Below are 23,232 nucleotides of genomic sequence, written 5' to 3' on the forward strand. Positions count from 1 at the left end.
GCTCAGGTAGTTGGGAAGATGGGTCGCGTAGCATGCATTGTATGTCTGCCCAAAACTCCCGACCTAAAGGCGTGCTCAGCGGCGTCTTTGGAATGTTCGGCTTTAGCGTCATAGCCGGAATCCTCGTGACCGTCATGGTCACCCCCGCTCTCGCCGTCACCGGCGTCACCGCCTCCAACGGCATCGGGATCTTCGACAGCCTCCCCGAGTTCATCGAAATCGGCAACCAGCCGCAGCGCAACGAGATCTTCGTCACCGACGGTGTCAACCCCGACGGCACGCCGCTCTACACCCCCATCGCGCAGGTCTACAGCCAGAACCGCGAAGAGGTGAAGTGGGACGCAGTCTCCCAGTTCGTCAAGGACGCTACGATCGCCGGTGAAGACCGCCGTTTCTACGAGCACGGCGGTGTCGACCTCCAGGGTGTCATCCGCGCCGCGGTCGGCAACGTCGCCGGCGGCGACACGAGCGGTGCGTCGACCCTGTCGATGCAGCTCGTCAAGAACATCTACATCCAAGAGGCGCTGCAGCGCCCGGACGAGGCAGACCAGAAGGCCGGCATCAAGAAGGCGCAGGAGGGCAGCTTCGATCGCAAGATCAAGGAGATGAAGCTCGCCATCGGCCTCGAGAAGCGTTACACGAAAGACGAGATCCTCCTCGCCTACCTGAACATCGCCGGCTTCGGCGGCAACAACTACGGCATCCAGTCGGCCGCGAAGCGCTACTTCGGCGTATCCGCCGCCGAGGTGACGCTGGCGCAGGCCGCGAGCCTCATCGCCATCGTCCAGGAGCCTGGCGCGCGCGGTCTCGACAGCCCCGAAAACTACGAGAACAACAAGTCGCGCCGCGACGTCATCCTCAGGAACATGCTCGTCGAGGGCACCATCACGCAGGCGCAGCTCGACGAGGCCCTCGCGGTACCGGTCGACCCGACTACCGTCGTGCTCACGCCGTATACGAACGGATGCATCGCCGCCTACCCCTACGCGACGTACTTCTGTGACTACGTGACGAAGCTGATCCCCGAGCTCGAATCGCTCGGCGCCACTCCCGCAGAACGCAACGCCAATTGGAAGATCGGCGGCTACAAGATCTACACGTCGCTCGACCTGCGCCTGCAGCGGGTAGCGCAGGACACGCTCGCCGCCGGGGCTCCGGCAGGAGAGACCCGCCTGCAGCTGGGTGCCGCGGCGACCTCCGTGCAGGTGGGCACCGGGCGCATCCTCTCGATGGCCCAGAACAAGACCTTCAACAACACCGAGGCCGCCCAGGCGGACCCCACCCTGACCTCGGTGAACTACAACACCGACTTCAACCGTGGCGGATCGAACGGCTTCCAGGTCGGATCGACGTACAAGCTGTTCACCCTGCTCAACTGGTTGAACAGCGGCCGCGGGCTCAACGAGGTCGTCGACGGCAACGCGCGCACGTTGCAACAGTCGGCCTTCACCAACACCTGCACCGGCGGCGCCGACGGCAACAACGACGGGCCGTTCGGCGGCAACTGGCCGTTCAAGAACTCCTCGGGCGAGAAGGGCAGCCGCACGGTCATGGCGGCCACCGCGGCATCCATCAACGGCGCGTACGCGTCGATGGGTCTCGAGCTCGACCAGTGCGAGACGAAGAAGATCGCCCAGTCGCTGGGTGTGCACCCGGCCATGACGGTGGACGACCCGTCGACGCCGAACGACTTCGAGAACAAGCTGAAGTCGAACCCGTCGGCGATTCTCGGAACCGACTCCATCGCGCCGCTCACGATGGCCGCGGCCTACGCCGGCGTCGCGAACCACGGCGTCTACTGCAAGCCGATCGCCGTCGACGGCGTCACCAACTTCGAAGGACAGGCGCTGCCCGGCCAGACGCAGGAGTGCGCTCAGGCGATTGACCCCGAGGTCGCGGCCACCGCGGCGTTCGCGCTGCAGGGCGCGATGAAGGGGTACCGCGGCAAGCCGAACGACAACACGCCGATGATGGGCAAGACCGGCACCACCGACTCCTCGAACCAGACCTGGCTCGTCAGCTCGAGCACCGCGGTCACCACTGCGCTGTGGTTCGGCAACGTGCAGGGAAACTACAAGATCTCGAACTACCCGGGCGGCATCAACAACAGGCACAACCTGTCGAAGCCGATCAACGCCCAGGCGAACGCGCTCTACGGCGGTGCCGCGTTCGACAAGCCGGCCGACAGGCTGCTCAACGGCGCGGGCATCAACGCCCCCGACGTGGTCGGCAATCCGATGGCCACGGCCCAGTCGATCATCACGGGCCTCAAGCTCGTCTTCGTCGACGGAGGCCCGGTCGACGCGGCGTCGCCAGCCGGGTCGGTGGCGAGCACCGATCCCCCGGCTGGCACTGTGATGGCGCGGGGCCAGACGATCACCGTCTACTCCAGCAACGGCGCGCTCACCACGATGCCTGACGTGGTCACGGGAGGACCGAACGTCGATACTGCGAAGTCGACCCTGGCCACGGCCGGATTCGCCTCGGTGCAGGAGAAGTGTGTGCAACTCGCGCCCACCGATGTGGTCAACGACAAGCGGGTGCTCTCCAGCAACCCCGCTCCCGGTACCGTGGCCCGCCTGTCCGACGGCGTGACGCTCGGCGTCGGCCGCATCTCCTGTTGATGGCAGGCACAGCCGTGAAGACGGCGGCCACCGCGCTCGGCGCGGCGGCCGCCTTCGGTGCGGGCGCCTTCGCGTGGGGCAGCCTCGTCGAGCGCAATCGCTTCGGCGTGCGCTTCGAGACCCTGCCGATCCTCGAGCCGGGAGCTCGCCCGCTGACCGTGCTCCACCTCGCCGACCTGCATCTCGCCCCCTGGCAGCGCGCCAAGATCGAGTGGGTCCGTTCGCTCGCCGACCTGGAGCCCGACCTCGTGGTCAACACGGGCGACAACCTCGGCCACGTCGAAGCGCAGGAGGCGCTCGAATACGCGCTTGCGCCGTTCGCCTCGGCAGCGGGCGTCTACGTGAACGGTTCGAACGACTACGTGGGCCCGAGCTACAAGAACCCGCTGCGCTACTTCACCGGTCCGAGCAAACGGGATCACAAGTCCACGGCGCTCGACACTCCACGCCTCGAGAGCTTCTTTCAGAACGACCTCGGCTGGCTGAGCCTGAACAACACGGCTCGCGCCATGACGATCAAGGGTTCGAACATCGAGTTCTTCGGGGTCAACGACGCCCACCGCGGCTGGGACAAGCTCGGCTCGCTCCCCGGCGCCATCGAGACGATGCAGGAGAACGTCGAGTGGCCGCCCGGACGCACCGGCCAGGACCCGATCACGATCGGGGTGACCCACGCCCCGTACCAGCGCGTGCTCAACTCGTTCGTGACCAACGGCGCCGACGTGATCTTCGCCGGGCACACGCACGGCGGACAGGTCCGGGTGCCCGGACTGCCCGCCCTGGTGACCAATTGCGATATTCCTCGCGACCAGGCGCAAGGGCTCAGCGTCTGGCACCACGCCCGTCGTGCCGCGTATTTGAACGTGTCAGCGGGCATCGGAACCTCGATCTACGCGCCTGTTCGCTTCGCCTGCCCGCCCGAAGCGGTACTCGTGACATTAACCGCCGGAGATTTCAGCTATTCTTGATTAGTTCCCGTTGCTCGCAACGGGAAAGATCGGGGTGTGGCGCAGCTTGGTAGCGCGCTTCGTTCGGGACGAAGAGGTCGTGGGTTCGAATCCCGCTACCCCGACACAACACAGAACGCCCTCCCTTCACGGGGAGGGCGTTCTGTGGTTAACGGCCCCGCCGCCGGCCCGTCCCCGAGCCATCCGCCCGCATCGCCCGCCCGGCTGCCCGTCTGGAAACTCAGGAGATCCTCGCGCTGGGCCGTCCGATCGGCACCGAACGACCGAATGGCGGCGAGATGTCCTTCGTTTTCGGACCACGGACCGCACCGCAGAGACCGCTGACGGCGCGGCGCGCAGGCCCTACGCGAAGTCGGGGTCGGGCTCTGCGCCGTAGCTCACGTCGATGCGGTCGCGGCGGCCGTTGTTGAGCACGCCGTCGCTCTCCTCGAGGTAGCACTTGCCGCACAGCGACTGGTACGAGACATCCTGCACGTGATCGATCGCGACCTGGTCGCCGTCGAAGGTGAACCGCCCGTCGACCGTGCGCGCGTTGAAGACGGCCTTGCGTCCGCAGCGGCAGATCGTCTTGAGCTCTTCGAGCGAGTGCGCGATCTCGAGCAGACGGCGGCTGCCGGGAAAGGCGACCGTCTGGAAGTCGGTGCGGATGCCGTAGGCGAGCACCGGGATGCCCTCGAGGATCGCGATGCGCAGCAGGTCGTCGACCTGCGACTCGGAGAGGAACTGCGCCTCGTCGACGAGCAGGCAGCTCACGTCTTTGCCGGTGGACTTCAGCACGCGCGCCCGCTCGGTCGAGAATGCGACGTAGATGTCTTCGTCGGGCCCGATGGTGAAGTCGACCTGGCGGCTGACGCCGAGCCGGGAGACGATCGCGTTGTCGCCCTTGGTGTCGATGCGGGGCTTCGCGAGCAGCACCTGCTGGTCGCGCTCCTCGTAGTTGAAGGCGGCCTGGAGGAGGGCGGTGCTCTTGCCGCTGTTCATCGCGCCGTAGCGGAAGTAGAGTTTCGACATTTACAGCAGGTATCCATCTTCTGCGGCGCGTCGGATGAGCTCCGCCTTCTTGCTCGCCGGACGGTTCGCCTTGGCGTACTTCTCGCGGACGCGGCGAAGGTAGGTCTTCGCGGTCTCGTACTGCACGTTCATCTTGCCCGCCACCTCGACGGTGCTGAATCCGGAGACGTAGAGGCGGAACGCCTCGATCTCGCCGGCACTGAGCTTGGGCCGGGACTGGCTGGTCGCGCCGACGGGGAGCGGGCGCCAGTCACGCTGGACGACCGTGTTCGGGCGCACGCCCATGATGGCGCGCGCGGCGTCCATGACCTCGCGCATCGGCAGGGTCTTGGAGAGGAAACCGGCGGCACCCGCGGCGAGCGCGCGGTCGCGGGACTCGCGGCTGTCGAGGCTCGTGAGCACGATGACCTTCGCCCCCGCGGCCCGGCAGGTTCGCACCCGGGCCTCGATCGACACGGGCTCCTTGAGCTGGAAGTCGAGGAACACCAGGTCGGTCGGGAAGTTGTCGCTGTGCACGAGCTCCAGCCAGGAGCTCGCGCTGAGCACGAGGTCGAAGTCGGGCGCGTTGGCGTAGATCCAGCTGCTCAGGCTGTCGAGCAGCACCTCGTGGTCGTCGAGGATCGCGAGCCGCACGCGCGTGGGGTCTGGCGTGTTGCCGGGCATCGTCCCGCCCGTCTGCCTGCCGTCAACGCTGCTCATATGAAAACCTTAGTGTCAGGTACGGATGCTCGTGCTCAAGTTGCAGGTCGCTGAACATCACTCGGGCTACGGCGATGAACGGGGCCAGATCGCCGCGGAGCGTGCCGTCGGTCGCGTCCATCCGCGCGCGCATCACGACGTCGCAGTATGCGCCTCTGCTGTCGATGTCGATGCTCGCCGTTCGCGCGTCGAACGACTCGTGGGCGTGCAGCGCCACGATCAACGCTCGCACCGCTGTGCGCTCGTCGGTAGACATCTGCTCGGCGAGCCGGCCTTCGTCGCGTACGACGCCACTCACGGCCTCTGAGCCGTGCTGGTAACGCCGCGAGGCCTGCGCGACGACCGTCTCCAGCCACGTTCGGTCGACATCGGCGACCATCGCCGAGCGAACGGTCTCGGCGATCTCGCGCGCACGCTGTCGGGAGATCGCGGTGACCGTGGCACCGTCGAGCAGTGTCGAGAAGTATGGCACGACTTCCTGGTTGAGCACCGTCACGCTGTCCTGTTGAACGGAGCGGGCGATCGACTCGCCGCTGCCGTCGGTCATCGCCGTGAACGCGCGTCTGGCGCGCACCCGCCAACGGTCGAGACTGCGCACGAGTACGTCGGTGAACGCCGCCGCCGCGAGCGACATCGCCAGCACCGGTGTGACGGCGACCACGACGAAGGCGACGGGAGGCACGGCGGTCACGAACGACTCGGCCTGCACGACCGCGATCAGGGCGGCGAAGATGGCGCCCAGAACACCCGCAGTCGCCAGCTCCTTCGCGGGCCGGTACGGCGCGAGGGCGACGATGTACATGCCGATCACGGCCGTACCCCAGTCGTCGCGAATGTAAGCATCCGTCGACCACATCGACAGCGACGACAGCAGCAGAGCGCCCATCGACACGCTCACCACCACGACGAGCGTGCGCGACGACACCGGGGCGCGCAACGGGCTCGTGTCGACGCAGAGCGCGATGCCGGCAGCCAGCACCAACAGCACCGCGACGACCGCCAGCAGCGTGTTCTCGATCTGCCCGCGGTTCTGCCAGCTCATAAACGCCGCGTAGCCGGGCACGGCGACGGCCGCGAGGTAGCCCGTCGGGCGGCTCATGAGCGCGGCGAGCGGGTCGAGCTGCTGCACGGTGCGTTCGCGGCCGGTCACAGCGCTCGCTCCCGGACGGCCGGACCCTTGGCGGGAAGTCTGATGAGGATGGACGTGCCGGTGCCGGGGGTCGACCAGACCTGCACCGAGCCATCCACGGATTCGATCCTCTTGCGCACCGACTGCCGCAACCCGAGCCTGTCGACGCTCGTCTCCCGCTCCGAGAATCCCTTGCCGCCGTCGATGATCATGATCGAGACCTCGTCGCCCGAACCGTAGATGACCACTTCGGCGACGTTGGTGTCGGCGTGCTTCAGCACGTTGACGAGGCACTGCTTCACGGCGAGGGCCACCGCGACCTGGCGTGCGGGGTCGAGGCGCGTCACCGCGGTGCGGTCGCCGCTGAGCACGACCTCGAGCCCGAGTTCGCGAGCCTCGTCCAGGGCCCGGAACAGCCGACTGGCGTACCAGCCCGCCCGGCCCTCAGCCGTCTCGCTGTCGTCGGCGTCGACGAGCCATTCCTCGCCGACGAGAATCTGCAGGTCGCGTTCGATGCGTGACCGCAGCTCGTCGCCCAGCTCGCCGTCGGGGGCGTTGGCGACCGCGGCCAGATGATTGAGGATCGTGTCGTGCAGCATCGCCGCGGCCCGCACCTCGATGCGGTGTCGGATGTCGGAGAGGTGCTCGTCGCGGGCGGCGCGCTGCAGGCTCGGCTGCGCCCGCTTGAGCCGGTTGCGGCTGAGGCCGAGGAGAGAGAGCAGAATCGCCGAGATCGCGTACACGGCGAACGCGGTCAGGTCGGGCGCGATCTGGGCGCCCGTCTGCAGCGCGGCCAGGAGCGTCGCGATCTCGCCGGCGACGAGACCCGCCGACGACCAGCCGATCATCCGCCACACGCCGAGGCCGGCGCCGCCCACGAAGATGAGCGCGACCTTCGGCAGGGTGAAGACGAAGGAGTCGGTTGCCGCCTCGCCGACGAACTGCGACGTTCCGGCGAGCACGAACCAGTACAGGCTCGCTGCGCCGACGATGACGTAGGTGATGCTGAAGAACCAGCTGCGGTAACGCTCCACCATCCAGAGCACGATGAAGATGGGCACCAGGGCGACGAGGGCCGGCCAGAGGATGGCGCCGGGGCGCGACTGCTGCACGGTGGCGACGAGGAGTGCCGCACCCACGAGGCAGACAAGCGCGATCACGTGGGAAGCTCGCGCGAACGCGCGACTCTCGCTGTGCGGTGCGAGATGCCCGGGTAGTCCGAGAGACATCTCAGCTCCCCCTCAACTCGACGGTGGTATCCACGACGCTAACCGAAGAGCGAGCGCGCGTCGGCCCCCACTTCGGGCGGTCTCGGGCGTCGAGCCATCCATTCGCTTCGTAAAGCGAATCGAAAACGCTGGACTAACGCGGAATCCGCAGCGTGCTCGCCGTCGCCGTCATGATCTCGTCGGCCAGCTTCGGGTCGTCGGAGAGCTGGGTTCCGAAGCTCGGGACCATCGCCTCCAGACGCGGACGCCAGTTGTCGATGTGCTCGGGGAAGCACTTCTCGATGAGACCCAGCATGATCGGGGCGGCGGTGGATGCTCCGGGTGACGCCCCGAGGAGACCCGCGATGCTGCCGTCTTCCGCGGCAACGACCTCGGTGCCGAACTGCAGCACGCCGCCCTTCTTCGGGTCTTTCTTGATGATCTGCACGCGCTGGCCGGCGGTGATGCGGTACCAGTCCTTCTGTTCTCCGTGCGGAAAGAACTGCTGCAGCTCGGCGAACTTCGTGGACTTCTTCGCGAGCAGCTGCCCGAGGAGGTAGCGCACGAGGCTCAGGTTGCTTGCGCCCGCGGCGATCATCGGCACCAGGTTGTGGGGTCGGATCGAGGCGAACAGGTCGAACAGCGAGCCGTTCTTGAGGAACTTGGGGCTGAAGCCGGCGTACGGGCCGAACATCAGGCTGGTGTTGCCGTCGATCACGCGGGTGTCGAGGTGGGGGACGGACATCGGCGGGGCGCCGACCGCGGCCATGCCGTAGACCTTGGCCTGGTGGCGCGCGACCAGCTCCTGGTTGTCGGAGCGCAGGAACTCTCCGCTGACGGGGAAGCCGCCGTAGCCGCGGATCTCGGGAATGCCGCTCTTCTGCAGCAGGCTGAGCGCGCCGCCGCCCGCTCCGACGAACACGAAGCGCGCCCGCACGACGAACGGCGTGAAACCGACCTCGCGGCGGTAGGTGATGCGCCAGAGGCCGTCTTTCTGGCGCTTGAGCCCCGTGACCTTGGCGTTGTTGGTGATCTCGGCGCCGTTGTCTTCGAGGTAGGTCAGCAGGCTCTGGGTGAGCGAGCCGAAGTTCACGTCGGTGCCCGCCTTGATGTGCGTGGCGGCGATCGGCTGCGACTTGGCGCGGCCGGGGATGAGCAGCGGCGCCCAGCCGCGGATGACGCTGGCGTCTTCGCTGTACTCGAGGCCCTGGAACAGCGGGTGGTCCTTCAGGGCCGCGTACCGCTTGCGCAGGAACTCCACATTGCTCTCGCCCCACACGAAGCTCATGTGCGGCGTCGGGTTGATGAAGCTGGCCGGCTCGGGCAGGCTCCCGTTTTCGACGAGGTGCGACCAGAACTGGCGCGAGACCTGGAACTGCTCGTTGACCTTGACCGCGCCGGCGATGCTGATCGAGCCGTCGGGCAGCTGCGGCGTGTAGTTGAGCTCGCAGAGGGCGGCGTGGCCGGTGCCGGCGTTGTTCCACGGGTTCGAGCTCTCCTCGGCAGCACTGCCGAGCTTCTCGAAGACCTGGATGGTCCAGTCGGGTTCTAGCTGCTTGAGCATCGTGCCGAGGGTGGCACTCATGATTCCGCCGCCGATGAGGGCGACGTCGATGGGGGCGTCTGAGGAACTCACCAGATCAGCTTACGGGTCGTGCGCCGCTACAGCCCGAGGCGGGCGAGTTCGTCGTCCATCCGCTCGGCCATGGCGGCGTAGCCCGCGTCGTTCGGGTGGATGCCGTCGTCGGCCATCCACTCTGGGTGGCCCTCGATCCAGCGGGACGCGCCGGCGATGTAGTCGGCGTCGATGTCGTCGGCGGCGTCCTCGACCCAGCGGATGATGATGTCGACCGACTCCGGCCGGTCGTCCGTGTACCAGAACGGCTCGACGACGATGAAACGGGCGTCGGGCAGTCCGGCCTTCAGCCGGTCGAGGTCGTCGGGGATCTGGCTGCGGATGTCGGCGGCCTCGTAGTCGAAGGAGAAATTGTCGTTGAGGCCCATGGTCACGAACACGATCTCGGGCTTCTCCTCGATGATGAGGCTCACCAGGTCGCCCTCGCCGAACTCCGACCGGTTCGTGACGAAGCCCAGCCCGTTGACGCTCGGGTTGAACTCGTTCCAGTTGCGTCGTTCGCTGACTATGGTCGACCACCGCTTCTCGGGGCTCGTCGCCCCGGTGCCCAGCGTGTACGAGTCGCCGTAGAACGCCACCCTGGTGCCGGTGCCCGTGCTCACTCCCCCGGTCTCCCGCGGCGCCGTGGCGGCCACGACCACGCCGATCGCCACGAGGGCACACAGCACGGCGGCGACGACCAGCTTGATCCGTGTGCTCATGGTCTCTATTCGACACCCTGCCGGTTCGAGTTTGGTCGTATCGCCGTCACAACGCGGCGATCCCCGCCGACAGCAGCCCCACACCCGCGACGAGCAGCCCGGCGGTGAGACTGACGACCCCGGCCCAGAGCAGCGCGACGAACCGGTTCGGTCTCTGCGGATCGCGGCCGATGACCGAGAGGAAGAATCCGGCCGGCATCAGGATCGCGGCGATCGGCACGCCGTCGCGGGCCACGAACTCCCAGAAGCCGGTGAGTCCGGCGTTGTCGATCACGCTCAGGATCGCGACGCTGAGCACGATGAGCACCGCCGCGTGGGCGTGCCCCGCGCGGAAGAAGCTCTTCTGCAGGTCGTTGGTCGGCACGTCGCCCTGCGCGACCTTCTTCAGGAACAGGCCGCCGGACTCGACGGTGACCAGCGCGAGCAGGAGCACGCCGATGGTGATGAGGGACTGCGGCTGGATCGTCATGGCGACCAACCTACGAGCGGGACCCCCGCGGGCGGCGAGGTCTTGAGCCGACGGCCCTCCGGATGCTACGCGGAGACGAGCTTCGCGGCCACCAGCTCGGCGATCTGCACCGCGTTGAGGGCGGCGCCCTTGCGCAGGTTGTCGTTGCTGATGAACATGGCGAGCCCGCGGCCGTTCGGCACGCCCTCGTCCTGGCGGATCCGGCCGACATACGACGGGTCCTGCCCTGCGGCCTCGAGCGGCGTCGGGACGTCGGTGAGCTCGACGCCCGGGGCATCCGCCAGCAGTTCCTTGGCGCGCTCGACCGACAGCGGCGACGCGAACTCGGCGTTGATGGCGAGCGAGTGGCCGCTGAACACGGGCACGCGTACGCAGATGCCGCTGACGAGGAGGTCGGGGAGGCCGAGGATCTTGCGGCTCTCGTTGCGCAGCTTCTTCTCCTCGTCGGTCTCGAAGAGCCCGTCGTCGACGAAGTTGCCCGCCTGCGGGATCACGTCGAACGCGATGGTCTTGGGGAAGGTGTTCGCGACGCCGAAGTCGATCGACGAGCCGTCGTGCACGAGCGAGCGGGGGTCCTGCTCGATGGCGGCCTTGGTCTGGGCGTAGAGCTCCTCGCCGCCGACGAGGCCGGCGCCGGAGACGGCCTGGTAGGTGGAGACGATGAGGCGCTCGAGGCCGGCCTCGTCATGCAGCACCTTGAGCACGGGCATGGCCGCCATCGTGGTGCAGTTGGGGTTCGCGACGATGCCCTTGCGGGCGTCGGCGATGGCCTCCGGGTTGACCTCGCTCACTACGAGCGGCACGTCGGGGTCCATGCGGAAACCGCTCGAGTTGTCGATCACGAGCACGCCGGCGGCGGCGAAGCGGGGTGCCTGCGCCTTCGACGTGGTCGCGCCGGCGGAGAAGATGGCGATGTCGAGGCCGCTCGGGTCGGCGGTCGACGCGTCTTCGACGACGATGTCCTCGCCGCGGAACGGGAGGGTCGTTCCGGCGCTGCGGGCGGAGGCGAAGTAGCGGATCTCGGCGACCGGGAAGTCACGGTCTTCGAGGAGACGACGCACGACGGCGCCGACCTGTCCCGTGGCGCCGACGACGCCGATTCGTACTCCGCTGCTGTCGCTCATTGTGATCCGCTCGTAAATCGGGGCCCGTTTCGGGGCAGAGAATGTGCCTCGATTCTACGGGTAACCCGATACGGAGGGGGCGTACGGTGAACAGTATGACGTTCGAACCGCCGGCCCCTCCGCTGACCGAGACCGCCGCGGACGCCGACCGCTACACGCCTCCCGCCGCCGTGCGCTGGGGGCTGCGCGAAGCCGCGGTCGGGCTGCTGCTGTTCGTGGCGGTGATCGTGGGGGCCGGAGTGCTCGTCGTGACCGGCGTCGTCGAGGGCTCCGACCTCGCGCAGTTCGTGCTGTCGCTGCTGGGGTACGGGGTGCTGGCGGGCGTCGCCGTGTTCGCGTCGCACCGCCTCGGCGCCGGCAGTCTCGCGAAGGACTTCTGGCTGCGGCTGCGTCCGGTGGACCTCGCGATCGGCCTCGGCGTCGGCCTGCTGGCCAAGATCCTGAGCGTGGTGTGGGGCGTGATCGCGATCGCGCTGTTCGGCCTTCCCGAGCAGCAGAGCAACCTGGTGCTCAGCACAGACACCGTCTGGCTGGTGATCAACGGCGTCATCGTCGTCGCGGTGGTCGCCCCGATCGTGGAGGAGCTCTACCTGCGTGGCCTCGTCATGCAGGCGGTGCGCAATGCGGTGCTCCGCAGCGGCGGCCGCAGCCAGCCGGCCGCCGAATCGGTGCAGCGCGCCGCGGTGCTCGTGTCGATCGTGGTGAGCGCCCTCGTCTTCATGGGCCTGCACCTGTATCAGTCGACGGATGCCACGCTGCTGACGACCCTCGCGCTCGGCACGCTCACCCTCGGTGTCGTGAACGCCATGATCGTCTACCTGACCGGGCGGCTCGGCGCCGCGATCGTCGCCCACGTGGTGTTCAACGGCATCTCGGTGGCGACGCTGCTGTTGGTCGGCGGCGCCTGAGCTGTTCTGGCGGCGGGTCTAGCGCCCGGTTCCCCCGTGCACGACGGCCTCGATCTCGCCGTCGAGCCCGAACGCCCTGTGCACGACGCGCATCGCCTCGTTCACGGTGTCGGCACGCGTGACCACCGAGATGCGGATCTCGCTGGTGGAGATCATCTCGATGTTGATGCCAGCGTCGAACAGCGCGGTGAACAGCTTCGCGGTGACGCCGGCGTTGGTGCGCATGCCGGCGCCGACCACGGCGAGCTTGCCGATCTGGTCGTCGTGCTGGAGGGAGTCGAAGCCGACCTCCTCCTGCTCGGCGGTGAGCGCGGTGATGACCGTCGCGGCGTCGGACTTGGGCAGGGTGAACGAGATGTCGGTGCGGCCGGTGCTCGCGGTCGACACGTTCTGCACGATCATGTCGATGTTGGCGTTGGTCTTGGCGACGATCGTGAAGATCTGCGCGGCCTTGCCGGGGATGTCGGGAACGCCCACCACCGTGATCTTCGCTTCGCTCAGGTCGGCTGCGACGCCGGTGATGATTGGCTCTTCCACGATCTCTCCATCCTTCGGGTTGGTGACCAGCGTGCCCTCGTTGTTGTTGAACGACGAGCGCACGTGCAGTGTCACCCCGTGACGCCGGGCGTACTCGACGGCCCGGATATATAGAACTTTTGCTCCGGATGCCGCGAGCTCGAGCATCTCCTCGCTGGAGATGCGGTCGATCTTCTTCGCCGCAGGTACCACTCGGGGATCGGCGGTGAAGATGCCGTCGACGTCGGTGTAGATCTCGCAGACGTCGGCGTCGAGCGCCGCGGCGAGGGCGACGGCGGTCGTGTCCGATCCGCCGCGACCGAGGGTCGTGATGTCGCCCGTTCCCCGGTTGAAGCCCTGGAAGCCGGCGACGATGGCGACGTAGCCGGAGTCGAGCGCGTCGCGCACGCGCTTCGGGGTGACGTCGACGATGCGCGCGGAGCCGTGCTGCGCGTCGGTGATCATTCCGGCCTGGCTGCCCGTGTAGGAGCGGGCCTCGATGCCGAGGCTCTTGATCGCCATCGCGAGCAGCGCCATCGAGATGCGCTCGCCCGCGGTGAGAAGCATGTCGAGCTCGCGGCCGGACGGCACGGGCACGACCTGTTCGGCCAGGTCGAGCAGCTCGTCTGTGGTGTCGCCCATGGCGCTCACAACGACGACGACCTCGTGGCCGGCCTTGCGGGTCTCGACGATGCGCTTGGCAACTCGCTTGAGGCCCTCGGCGTCGGCAACGGAGGATCCACCGTACTTCTGTACGATCAGGCTCACGTGGTTCTCCTGCTTTTGTGGGACGGGGCGGATTCTGGCCCAGTGAGCGATTCTAGCGGGCGTTCACCGTGTGTTACGGCAGTCGGCTCTCTGCTCGCAGAGGGGCAAGGATCTGCTGCTCAACCCCGCCCTCAACGTCGAAACGTTGCCCCTCGGCCCTGGGAGCCGTCGCCGTCGAACGGCGGGGCAAAGTTCTGCTGCTCAACCCCGCCCACAAAGTCGAAACGTTGCCCCTCAGCCCTGCGAGCCGTCGCCGTCGAACGGCGGGGCAAAGTTCTGCTGCTCAACCCCGCCCACAACGTCGAAACGTTGCCCCTCAGCCCTGCGAGCCGTCGCCGTCGAACGGCGGGGCAAAGTTCTGCTGCTCAATCCCGCCCTCAACGTCGAAACGTTGCCCCTCAGCTACGGCGGTCAGTTCTCGACGAGCCTGCGGCCCTCGAACGCACGGCCGAGGGTGACCTCGTCGGCGTACTCGAGGTCGCCGCCGACCGGCAGGCCGGACGCCAGGCGCGTCACCCGCAGGTTCGGCTGCACCAGCAGCCGGGTGAGGTACGTCGCCGTCGCCTCGCCCTCGAGGTTGGGGTCGGTGGCGATGATGACCTCGGTCACGACGCCGTCGCTGAGGCGCTGGAGCAGCTGGCGGATGCGCAGGTCGTCGGGGCCGATGCCGTCGATGGGGCTGATCGCGCCGCCGAGCACGTGGTACAGGCCCTTGAACTCGCGGGTGCGTTCGACCGCGACGACGTCTTTCGCCTCTTCGACGACGCAGATCGTGGACGGCGAGCGGCGCGGGTCGCGGCAGATCCCGCAGGTCTCCGACTCGGTGACGTTGCCGCAGATGGTGCAGAAGCGCACCTTGTCGCGCACCTCGATGAGCACCTCGGCGAGGCGGCTCACATCGAAGCTCTCGGTCTGCAGGATGTGGAACGCGATGCGCTGCGCCGACTTCGGACCGATGCCGGGCAGTCGGCCGAGCTCGTCGATCAGTTCTTGGACGATGCCTTCGTACACGGGTTAGAGGTCCTTCGGTACTACGCGGGGGGCGACGGGCTGCTCTTCGATGAAGCTCGCCCCGAGGATCTCGCGCACGACGGACTCGCCGTACCGTGAGTCTTCGGCTGTGGGCACGGGCACCACCTTCGCGGCGGGCTTCCTGGCCGCGGCGCGCTGCGCCTGCAACTCGTCTTCTGTCGGTGCGCTCGGCGGGATCGCGGCGACGGCCCAGCCTCCGGGCTCGACGTCGGGCTCGGTCGGTTCGGGCGCCTCGTCGTCGGCGGGCGGCGGCGCCTGCGTCGGGCGCGCCGGGGCGGCGGGGCTCCCTGCCGAGGCACGCGCCGCGGGACGCTGCGACGCGGAGTCGGGGGCGATGCTCACCTGGGCGATGAACTTCACCCGGAGGCCGAGCACGTCGATGATGGCGCTGCGCAGGATAGCGCTGACGCCGTCGCCGGACGGGGTGAGCTCCTTGAACTTGGCCTGGTCGGTCTGGTTGGAGAAGACCAGCGCGAGGATGTCGCCGTCGAGCGCACGCACCTGCGCGTTGAATACGACGGTCCAGGCGTTCATGTTCGCCTTCTGCACGATCTCGAGCACCTCGGGCCAGGCGTCCTTCATCTGCTGCAGCGTGACGACGCTGAGCGGCGCGGCTTCGGTCGCCGAGCCCGTCGAAGCGGCGCTGTCGCTCGCCGAGCCAGCTGCGGCAGCTGCGGTCGCGGTCGCTGTCGCGGTCGCTGAGCCTGTCGAAGCGGCGCTGTCGCTCGGCGAGCCCGCCGAAGCGGAATCAGCGGCCGGCTGCACGGGGGCGTTCGCCGACACGGAGGGCGCGGATTCGAGCGCCGCGACGGCCTCGTCGACGGGTATCTCCGGCTCGGCCGGTGCCGATGCGGCCCGGTCTGGCTCGGTCGCGCGGTCGGCGGAGGGGGCGTCGGCTGCGGGCGCATCCGCTCGCTCAGAAGCGGCAGCCTCGGACGTTCCGGCGGCCGCCTCGGGAGCCGGCGCGGCTGGAGCCGACGTGGACGGGACGGGGGCGGATGTCGCGGCCGGCGTGTCTGCGGCGAGCGGAGCACCCGGCACGGCGACGGCCGGCCAGGACGAGGTCGCGGCGGCGGGCTGCGCAGGAGTCGGGGGAGCAGCCGACGCGGGGGCGGGCGGAGACGCGGCAGCGGGGCGGGCCGATGCTGCGGGAGCCGCCGGTGCTGCGGGGGCGGGTACGGCCGCGGCAGGAGCGGCGGTGCGCGGCGGCGCGGCTGCCGGGGGCCGCGAGGTGACGGGGCGCTGCTCGATCGGGCGCTGCTCGATCGGGCGCTGCTCGATCGGGCGCTGACCGGCGGAGGAGCCGGGGCTCTCGACGCCGACACGGCGCTCGAGGCGCTCGACGCGGGCGAGTGCTCCGCGCTCGGTCTCGTCGCTCGCGGGCACGAGGATGCGCGCGACCATGAGCTCGAGGTGCAGCCGCGGCGAGGTCGCTCCGGTCATCTCCGTGAGTGCGGCGTTGACGATGTCGGCGGTTCGCGACAGCTCGGCCTGGCCGAAGCTCGCAGCCTGCTGCGCCATGCGGGTGAGCTCGTCGGCGGGGATGCCGCGCAGCACGGCGGCGGCGTGGTCGGCGGTCGCGGCCACGATGATCAGGTCGCGCAGGCGTTCGAGCAGGTCTTCGACGAAGCGGCGCGGGTCTTGGCCGGTCTGGATGACACGGTCGACGGCGCCGAACACGGCCGCGTTGTCGCGCTGGCCGATCGCCTCGACCGCCTCGTTGAGCAGCGTGCCGTGCGTGTAGCCGAGCAGTGCGACGGCGCGCTCGTACTCGACGACCGTGCCCTCGGAGCCGGCGATCAGCTGGTCGAGCAGCGAGAGGGTGTCGCGCACCGATCCGCCGCCGGCGCGAACGACGAGCGACAGCACGCCGGGCTCGACGGTGACCTTCTCACTGTCGCAGAGCTGCTGCACGTACTCGAGCATCTGGGCGGGCGGCACGAGCCGGAACGGGTAGTGGTGTGTGCGCGAACGGATCGTGCCGATGACCTTCTCGGGCTCGGTCGTCGCGAAGATGAACTTGACGTGCTCCGGCGGCTCTTCGACGATCTTGAGCAACGCGTTGAAGCCCGTGGCGGTGACCATGTGCGCCTCGTCGAGGATGAAGATCTTGTAGCGGTCGCGGGCGGGAGCGAAGATCGCGCGCTCGCGCAGGTCGCGGGCGTCGTCGACGCCGCCGTGGCTCGCGGCGTCGATCTCGACGACGTCGAGCGACCCTCCGCCGTCACGCGACAGCTCGACGCATGAGGCGCACACGCCGCAGGGCGTGTCTGTGGGGCCCTCCGCGCAGTTCAGGCAGCGGGCGAGGATGCGGGCTGACGTCGTCTTGCCGCAGCCCCTGGGCCCGCTGAACAGGTAGGCGTGGTTGACCCGGTCGGTGCGCAGTGCGGTGCGCAGCGGATCGGTCACCTGCGACTGGCCGATCAGTTCAGCGAAAGTCTCTGGCCGATAACGGCGATATAGGGCGGTGACCACCCGTCAAGAGTAGCCGCCACGACCGACAGTCGTCGGCGGCTGTGGATTGCGCACGAACCCGCTCGCCGCGCGGTGCGCCCGGCAGCCGTGGCGGCCGGGCGCATCCGTCAGAATTCGGTGTGTCCGAGCTCGGGGGCCGCGACGAAACGGGCGACCGGCCGGGCGATGGCGAGGGTCTCGAACACGACGATCTCGTTGCGTCCGGCGACGAGGGCGGGGCCGGGCACGTAGAGCGTCGAGGCGGGCCCGTTGCTCCAGTAGCGGCCCAGGTTGAAGCCGTTCACGAAGGCGTTTCCCTTGCCCCAGCCCGCGGTGCTCAGGTAGAGGTCGGCGGGCGTCTCGATGTCGAAGCTGCCGCCGGCGAAGGCCGGGCCGGCCACGGAGACCACGGACGCCTCTCCGGGCTCGACGTCGCGCCTCGCAGCAGCGGGCAGGGAGCCCACGTCGAGCGGGAGCACCCTCCAGCCGGCGATCTCCGCGCCGTCGAGAAGCGCCGGCCCGACGAGGCCCTTGTCCTCGCCGATGCGGGGGCCGTAGTTCACGCGTCCCTGGTCTTCGACCAGGAGCTGCAGCACTCCCCCGCCCGGCACGACCAGCGCCGTGTCGTGGCGGTCGCGGCTCAGGACGCCGACCGGTTCGCCGTCGAGGAATACCTGCGCGCGGTCGCGCACCTCGCCGAACGACAGCACGCCGCCGGTCTCGACCGTGGTCTCGTAGAGCGCGAATCCACGGAAGTGGCCGAGCTCGTCGAGTGTCGGCAGGTGGTCGTACTCTCCCCACGTGCCGAGCGAGGGAGCGGAGGAGCGGATTGCCTGAGATAGCGGGACCGAACGGTCGAGCACCACCTCGAACACCGGCGCGGGAGCACTCGCGACCGGCACCTCGTCGGGCACGGGCGCGTACTTCGCGATCACGTCGCGGAATGCCCAGAACTTGGGGCCGGGCTCGCCCGACTCGGTGAGCGGGGCGTCGTAGTCGTACGACGTCGTGGTGGGCTGGTAGACGCCCTTGTCGTTGGCGCCGTTGGTGAAGCCGAAGTTGGTTCCGCCGAGCAGCATGTAGAGATTGACGGATGCCCCGCTGGCGAGCAGTTCGTCGAGCTCGGCCGCGGCCTCGGCCGTGCCCGTGGTGTGGTGGTGTGCGCCCCAGTGGTCGAACCAGCCGTTCCAGAACTCCGCGCACATGAGCGGCCCGGTGGGCTGGTGCTCGCGCAGGGTCGCGAGGCGCGCGGTCGCCCGCGAGCCGAACGAGCCGGTCTTGTGCAGTTCGGGAAGTCCGCCGTCGGAGAGCATCTGGTGTGTCGGCTGGTCGATGGTGGTGAGCGGCACGGTGATGCCGCCCGCGCGGTTGAGGTCGACGAGGGCGCGCAGGTAGTCCTTGTCGTCGCCGTATGCGCCGTACTCGTTCTCGATCTGCACGAGCACGACGGGACCGCCGCGGTCGATCTGACGCTCGGCGACGATGGGCAGCAGCGCGTCGAAGTACTCGGCGATGGCGGCCATGTACAGCGGCTCGTTACGCCGCACGCCCACCGCGGGGTCGCTGAACAGCCACGCGGGCAGTCCTCCGTTGTCCCATTCGGCGCAGATGTACGGGCCGGGGCGCACGATGGCGAGCAGTCCCTCCGCGGCGACGAGGTCGAGGAAGCGGGCGAGGTCGAGGGCACCCGCGGTGTCAAAGGTGCCGCGCTGCGGGGAGTGCTCGTTCCACGGCACGTAGGTCTCGATGGTGTTGAGGCCCATGAGCCGCGCCTTATGGATGCGGTCGGCCCACTGGTCGGGGTGCACGCGGAAGTAGTGCAGCGCGCCGGAGATGATGCGGAAGGGCTCGCCGTCGAGCAGGAAGTCCTGCTCGCCGATGCTGAACGAACGTGGGGTGGTGCTGGCGCTCACGCGGCCGCTCCTTCGGAGTCGATGGTGGTGGTGGTCTCGGCTGGTGCTGGTGCCGGTGCCGGTGCGGGTTCGGGGGCGACGGCGAGCCGCACGATCGACCAGGAGAGCGGGGGCAGGGCGAGCGCGAGGGTGTCGCCCGCGAGCCCGACCGCCTCGAGTGCGACGGGCACTACGGCGTCGGGGTGCGACTCGGTGTTCGTACTGAACCGCGATCCGCCGGCGGGCGCGTGCACGCTCACCGCGCTCACGACTTTCAGCGCGCCGCAGCCGGCCAGGTCGACGTCGAGCTCCAGCTGTTCGTCGAGCGAGCGGTTGACGAGCAGCAGCACGAGCTCGGCGTCGTTCAGCACCACCACGGCGTCGAGCTCGTCGACCGGGCCGTAGAGCGGGGTGTCGATCGCGCGCGACTCGACGGTGCTGCGCAGCACGGTGCCTCGGGCGGCGGCGGCCGTGAGCGCGAAGGGGTGGAACGTGGTCTGACGCCAGGCGGGCCCGCCCGGTTCGGAGCGGATCGGCGCGATGACATTCACGAGCTGCGCGAGGTTGGCCATCGACACCCTGTCGGCGTTGCGCAGCAACGACATCAGCAGCGAGCCGACGACGACGGCGTCTGTGACCGAGTACTCGTCTTCGATGATGCGCGGATGCTCGTTCCACTCACCCTCGAAGAGCGGGGGCTTGTCGACGTCGTTGAAGCGCGACTGGTACCAGACGTTCCATTCGTCGACGCTGATGCCGATCGTCTTGTCGAGACCCTGGGCGTCGAGCGTCTCGTCGATGATCGCGGCGACGGCGGAGATGTAGCGGTCGAGGCCGACGCCGGAGGCGAGGAAGCTCGCGGCGTCGCCGCCGGTCTCCTCGTAGTAGGCGTGCAGCGAGACGTGGTCGATCACGTCGGCGGAGAGCTCGAGCACGGTGCGCTCCCAGCTGCCGAACGTGGGCATGTCGGCGTTCGAGCTTCCGGCGGCGACGAGTTCGATCGACGGGTCGATCCACTTCATGACCCGGCCGGTCTCGGCGGCGAGGCGCCCGTACTCGACGGCGGTCTTGTGTCCGATCTGCCAGGGGCCGTCCATCTCGTTGCCGAGGCACCACAGGGTGATGCCGAAGGGCTTCTCGCGGCCGTTGGCGCGACGCTCGTCGGAGAGCGCGGTTCCCGTCGGGTGGTTCGAGTACTCGAGCAGCGCAGCTGCGTCCTCGATGCCGCGGGTGCCGAGGTTCACCGCCTGCATGATCTCGACGCCTGCGGTGTCTGCCCAGTCGGCGAACTCGTGCAGCCCGACGACGTTGGTCTCGACGCTGTGCCACGCCACGTCGAGCCGCACAGGGCGGTCGGGGCCGACGCTGTCCTCCCAGCGGAAGCCGGAGACGAAGTTGCCGCCGGGATAGCGGATGACGGTGGCCCCGAGCTCGCGCACCAGCTCCAGCACGTCGCCGCGGAATCCGCGGGAGTCTGCCGTGGGGTGGCCCGGTTCGAAGATGCCGGTGTACACCGCGCGTCCCATGTGCTCGACGAACGAGCCGAACAGGCGGTCGGAGACGACGGCGACGTTCTCGTCGGCGTGGACGCGCAGGTGGGCCTTGGCCACGGGGATGCTCCTCGGGTCGAAATGGAAGGCGGGCGGCACCGTTCGCACGGTGCCGCCCGCCTGCGTTGCTATGTGCGGGTGCTACTTGGTGGTGACGGTGAAACCCTGCTCGTTGCCGTAGTCGGCGGTGGCGTCCTGCCATGCCTTGAGGCCGTCGTTCAGGTTCGACTTGTCGGCGTACGACTGTCCGACCGTGTCGTTGAAGATGCTGTTCGAGTAGACCTGGAACGGAAGGTAGCTCCAGCCCGGGACGACGTCCTTGATCGACTCTGCGAGCACCTCGTTGACCTTCTGGCCGCCGAAGTACGGGTCTTCGGCGTTCAGGAACTCGTCGGACTCGAGGTCGGCGACGGTCGACGGGAAGCCGCCGGCCTCGAGCGAGATCTGGGTGCCCTCGCCCTCGTTCATGTACTGCAGGAACCCTGCCGCGACGAGCTTGTTCTTGCTCTGCTTGAGGATGGCGTCTCCGCCGCCGCCGTTCTCGGCGTTGGCGGGTACGCCGGCCTCGAAGGTGGGCATCTTGGCGACGCGCCAGTCACCTGCGGCGTCCGGCACGCCGGAGGTCAGGTTGCCGGGCATCCAGGCGCCGATCGCGAGGGTCGCGATGGTGCCGTCGCCGAGGCCGCGGTACCACTCGTCGCTCCACGAGGAGACGGGCGCGACGAGGTCGTTCTCGGTGAGCTGGCTCCAGGTGTCGGCGAACTTCTTCGAGCCCTCGTCCTGCAGGTCGAGCGCGACCTCGGTCGAGTTGGTGGTCGTGTACGGCTGGCCGCCGGCCTGCCAGATCATGCTCGTGGTGAAACCGGCATCACCGGTGTCGTTGGTGATGTACGCGTTCGGGTCTGCGGCGTGCAGCGTCTTAGCGGCGGCGATGTACTCGTCCCACGTCGTCGGCACGGCGATGCCCCACTTGTCGAACACGGTCTTGTTGTAGAACAGGGCCATGGGGCCCGAGTCCTGCGGGAGGGCGTAGATTCCACCGTCGAGGTTGACCGAGCCCCAGGTGCTCGCGGTGTACTTGTCCTCGAGCTCGTCGAAGCCGAAGTCGGTCAGGTCGACGAGGGCGTCGGAGAGACCGAACTGCGGGAGGGCGTAGTACTCGATCTGCGCGACGTCGGGAGCGCCCGAGCCGGCCTTGATCGCGTTCTGCAGCTTGATGTACTGGTCGTTGCCCGTGCCGGCGTTGACGACCTTGACGGTGACGTTGGGGTGCTCCTTCTCGAAGGACTCCGCGATCTCCTCCACGGCGGGGGCCCAGGCCCACACGGTGATGGTCGACTTCTCTTTGAGGGCGGCCTCGATGTCGGCGGCGTTGCCGGTCTCGGCTCCGCCTCCGGCGGCGGGCGCGCACGCGGCGAGAGCGAGGCTCACGGTGAGCCCGGTTGCCACGATGGCCGCCGTGCGGCGCATCTTGCTGTGTTGCGACTTCATAGTCTGCCTTTCACTTCCTTGTAAACGGTGGGCAGGGGATCTGCCCGTGGAGATGGGTGGTTCTCGCACGCTGCCGTTCTCCCCCGGCAGCGCGAGCCGGGGGCTCCTACGCCTTGACGCTGCCGGCGGAGAGGCCGGACTGCCAGAAGCGCTGGAGGAAGAGGAACGCGACGATGATCGGGATGATCGTGAGCAGCGAACCGGTGATGACGAGGTTGTAGATGGGGTCGCCGCCGACCGTGGAGGCCTGGTCGTTCCACTGGTTGAGCCCGACGGTGAGCGGGTACCAGGTCGGCTCGCTCAGCATGATGAGGGGCAGGAAGTAGTTGTTCCACGTCGCGACGACGGTGAACAGCAGCACGGTGACCAGGCCCGGTGCGAGCAGACGCAGGGAGATCGTGAAGAAGGTGCGGAACTCGCCAGCGCCGTCCATGCGGGCCGCCTCGAGCACCTCGGTCGGCACGGCGTCGAGCGCGTAGGTCCAGATCAGGTAGAGGCCGAACGGGCTGATCAGCGACGGGAGGATGACCGCCCACGCGGTGTTGGTGAGCCCGAGCTGGCTGAACATGAGGAACGTCGGAACGGCCAGTGCGGTGCCCGGGATGGCGACCGCGCCGATGACGACCGCGAAGACCGCCTTCTTGCCCGGGAAGTTGAACTTGGCCAGACCGTAGCCGCCGAGGGTGGCGAGGAACGTCGCGCCGCCGGCGCCGACGACGACGTAGAGCAGCGTGTTGAGGAACCACCGCACGAAGACGCCGTCGTCGTAGGTGAGCGTCTGCTGGATGTTGTCGAAGAACGCGAACGGGCCGCTGAACCAGAGCCCGAACGAGCTGAGCAGCTCGCTCTGCGTCTTGGTCGAGCTCACGAACAGCCAGAACAGCGGAAGCAGGCTGTAGATGACGCCGATCGACATGATCACCGTGAGCAGCGGCGACTTCTTCTTCTCCATGCCGAGATGCTTGTTCCTGCGCGCATACCGGGATGCCTTGGGAGCCTTGGCTGGCGCCGGCGTGGTACCGATGCCCGAGGCATCCGTCGTCGTGATGGCC

General features: G+C 68.4%; 18 protein-coding genes and 1 tRNA gene. 4 read left to right on the forward strand and 15 right to left on the reverse strand.

What is annotated here, in order from left to right; genetic code table 11:
* The first annotated feature begins 41 nt into the window (after window positions 1-41).
* From ABIE21_RS15995 to ABIE21_RS16005, 3 genes are all read left to right on the forward strand, one after another.
* Window positions 42-2,624, forward strand: a complete 2,583-nt coding sequence (locus ABIE21_RS15995; RefSeq protein ID WP_354025843.1) for a transglycosylase domain-containing protein — start codon at window positions 42-44, stop codon at window positions 2,622-2,624.
* Window positions 2,624-3,592 (forward strand): metallophosphoesterase, encoded by a 969-nt coding sequence (locus ABIE21_RS16000; RefSeq protein ID WP_354025844.1) that lies wholly within the window; start codon window positions 2,624-2,626, stop codon window positions 3,590-3,592. The genes ABIE21_RS15995 and ABIE21_RS16000 overlap by 1 nt, the downstream gene beginning before the upstream one ends.
* A 30-nt stretch (window positions 3,593-3,622) precedes the next feature.
* Window positions 3,623-3,696: transfer RNA gene (locus ABIE21_RS16005), tRNA-Pro, on the forward strand.
* Between the two features lie 238 nt (window positions 3,697-3,934).
* On the opposite strand, the gene ABIE21_RS16010 is transcribed toward ABIE21_RS16005, so the two are convergent.
* From ABIE21_RS16010 to ABIE21_RS16045, 8 genes are all read right to left on the reverse strand, one after another.
* A complete protein-coding gene (locus tag ABIE21_RS16010; protein WP_354025845.1) occupies window positions 3,935-4,603 on the reverse strand; it encodes a thymidine kinase in 669 nt (222 codons plus the stop codon).
* Window positions 4,604-5,302: a response regulator transcription factor gene (locus ABIE21_RS16015; RefSeq protein ID WP_354025846.1), complete on the reverse strand. Its 699-nt coding sequence runs from the start codon at window positions 5,300-5,302 to the stop codon at window positions 4,604-4,606.
* The gene (locus ABIE21_RS16020; RefSeq protein ID WP_354025847.1) at window positions 5,289-6,452 is read right to left on the reverse strand and encodes a hypothetical protein; all 1,164 of its coding nucleotides are present in this window, start codon (window positions 6,450-6,452) and stop codon (window positions 5,289-5,291) included. Before ABIE21_RS16020 ends, ABIE21_RS16015 begins: the two co-directional genes overlap by 14 nt.
* Window positions 6,449-7,591, reverse strand: coding sequence for a sensor histidine kinase (locus ABIE21_RS16025; RefSeq protein WP_354025848.1), 1,143 nt, complete (start codon window positions 7,589-7,591; stop codon window positions 6,449-6,451). The genes ABIE21_RS16020 and ABIE21_RS16025 overlap by 4 nt, the downstream gene beginning before the upstream one ends.
* Before the next feature lie 202 nt (window positions 7,592-7,793).
* Window positions 7,794-9,275, reverse strand: a complete 1,482-nt coding sequence (locus ABIE21_RS16030; protein WP_354025849.1) for a malate:quinone oxidoreductase — start codon at window positions 9,273-9,275, stop codon at window positions 7,794-7,796.
* A gap of 26 nt (window positions 9,276-9,301) precedes the next feature.
* Window positions 9,302-9,976, reverse strand: a complete 675-nt coding sequence (locus ABIE21_RS16035; RefSeq protein WP_354025850.1) for an SGNH/GDSL hydrolase family protein — start codon at window positions 9,974-9,976, stop codon at window positions 9,302-9,304.
* A gap of 46 nt (window positions 9,977-10,022) precedes the next feature.
* Window positions 10,023-10,445, reverse strand: a complete 423-nt coding sequence (locus tag ABIE21_RS16040) for a hypothetical protein (protein ID WP_354025851.1) — start codon at window positions 10,443-10,445, stop codon at window positions 10,023-10,025.
* Window positions 10,446-10,510: 65 nt separating this feature from the next.
* Window positions 10,511-11,569, reverse strand: coding sequence for an aspartate-semialdehyde dehydrogenase (locus tag ABIE21_RS16045; RefSeq protein ID WP_354025852.1), 1,059 nt, complete (start codon window positions 11,567-11,569; stop codon window positions 10,511-10,513).
* A gap of 95 nt (window positions 11,570-11,664) precedes the next feature.
* On the opposite strand from ABIE21_RS16045, the gene ABIE21_RS16050 reads away from it, so the two are divergent.
* Entirely contained in the window at window positions 11,665-12,477 is an 813-nt protein-coding gene (locus ABIE21_RS16050) for a CPBP family glutamic-type intramembrane protease (RefSeq protein ID WP_354025853.1), read from the forward strand.
* Window positions 12,478-12,495: 18 nt separating this feature from the next.
* On the opposite strand, the gene ABIE21_RS16055 is transcribed toward ABIE21_RS16050, so the two are convergent.
* The 7 genes from ABIE21_RS16055 to ABIE21_RS16085 form a co-directional block, all read right to left on the reverse strand.
* Window positions 12,496-13,761, reverse strand: coding sequence for an aspartate kinase (locus ABIE21_RS16055; protein WP_354025854.1), 1,266 nt, complete (start codon window positions 13,759-13,761; stop codon window positions 12,496-12,498).
* 411 nt (window positions 13,762-14,172) lie between these two features.
* Window positions 14,173-14,772 (reverse strand): recombination mediator RecR, encoded by a 600-nt coding sequence (recR, locus tag ABIE21_RS16060; protein ID WP_354025855.1) that lies wholly within the window; start codon window positions 14,770-14,772, stop codon window positions 14,173-14,175.
* 3 nt (window positions 14,773-14,775) lie between these two features.
* Window positions 14,776-17,268 carry a DNA polymerase III subunit gamma and tau gene (locus ABIE21_RS16065; protein WP_354025856.1) on the reverse strand — a complete coding sequence of 831 codons (2,493 nt, stop codon included), beginning with the start codon at window positions 17,266-17,268 and terminating at the stop codon, window positions 14,776-14,778.
* 107 nt (window positions 17,269-17,375) lie between these two features.
* Window positions 17,376-19,160: a glycoside hydrolase family 35 protein gene (locus ABIE21_RS16070; RefSeq protein WP_354025857.1), complete on the reverse strand. Its 1,785-nt coding sequence runs from the start codon at window positions 19,158-19,160 to the stop codon at window positions 17,376-17,378.
* Window positions 19,157-20,749 carry an alpha-N-arabinofuranosidase gene (locus ABIE21_RS16075; protein ID WP_354025858.1) on the reverse strand — a complete coding sequence of 531 codons (1,593 nt, stop codon included), beginning with the start codon at window positions 20,747-20,749 and terminating at the stop codon, window positions 19,157-19,159. The genes ABIE21_RS16070 and ABIE21_RS16075 overlap by 4 nt, the downstream gene beginning before the upstream one ends.
* 81 nt (window positions 20,750-20,830) lie before the next feature.
* Complete coding sequence (locus tag ABIE21_RS16080; RefSeq protein WP_354025859.1) at window positions 20,831-22,180, reverse strand: ABC transporter substrate-binding protein; 1,350 nt, start codon at window positions 22,178-22,180, stop codon at window positions 20,831-20,833.
* Window positions 22,181-22,286: 106 nt separating this feature from the next.
* Window positions 22,287-23,132 (reverse strand): carbohydrate ABC transporter permease, encoded by an 846-nt coding sequence (locus ABIE21_RS16085; protein WP_354025888.1) that lies wholly within the window; start codon window positions 23,130-23,132, stop codon window positions 22,287-22,289.
* Between the last annotated feature and the right edge of the window lie 100 nt (window positions 23,133-23,232).

Origin of the sequence: Conyzicola nivalis (genome assembly GCF_040548875.1) — a bacterium.
GTDB classification, from domain to species: domain Bacteria; phylum Actinomycetota; class Actinomycetes; order Actinomycetales; family Microbacteriaceae; genus Conyzicola; species Conyzicola nivalis_A.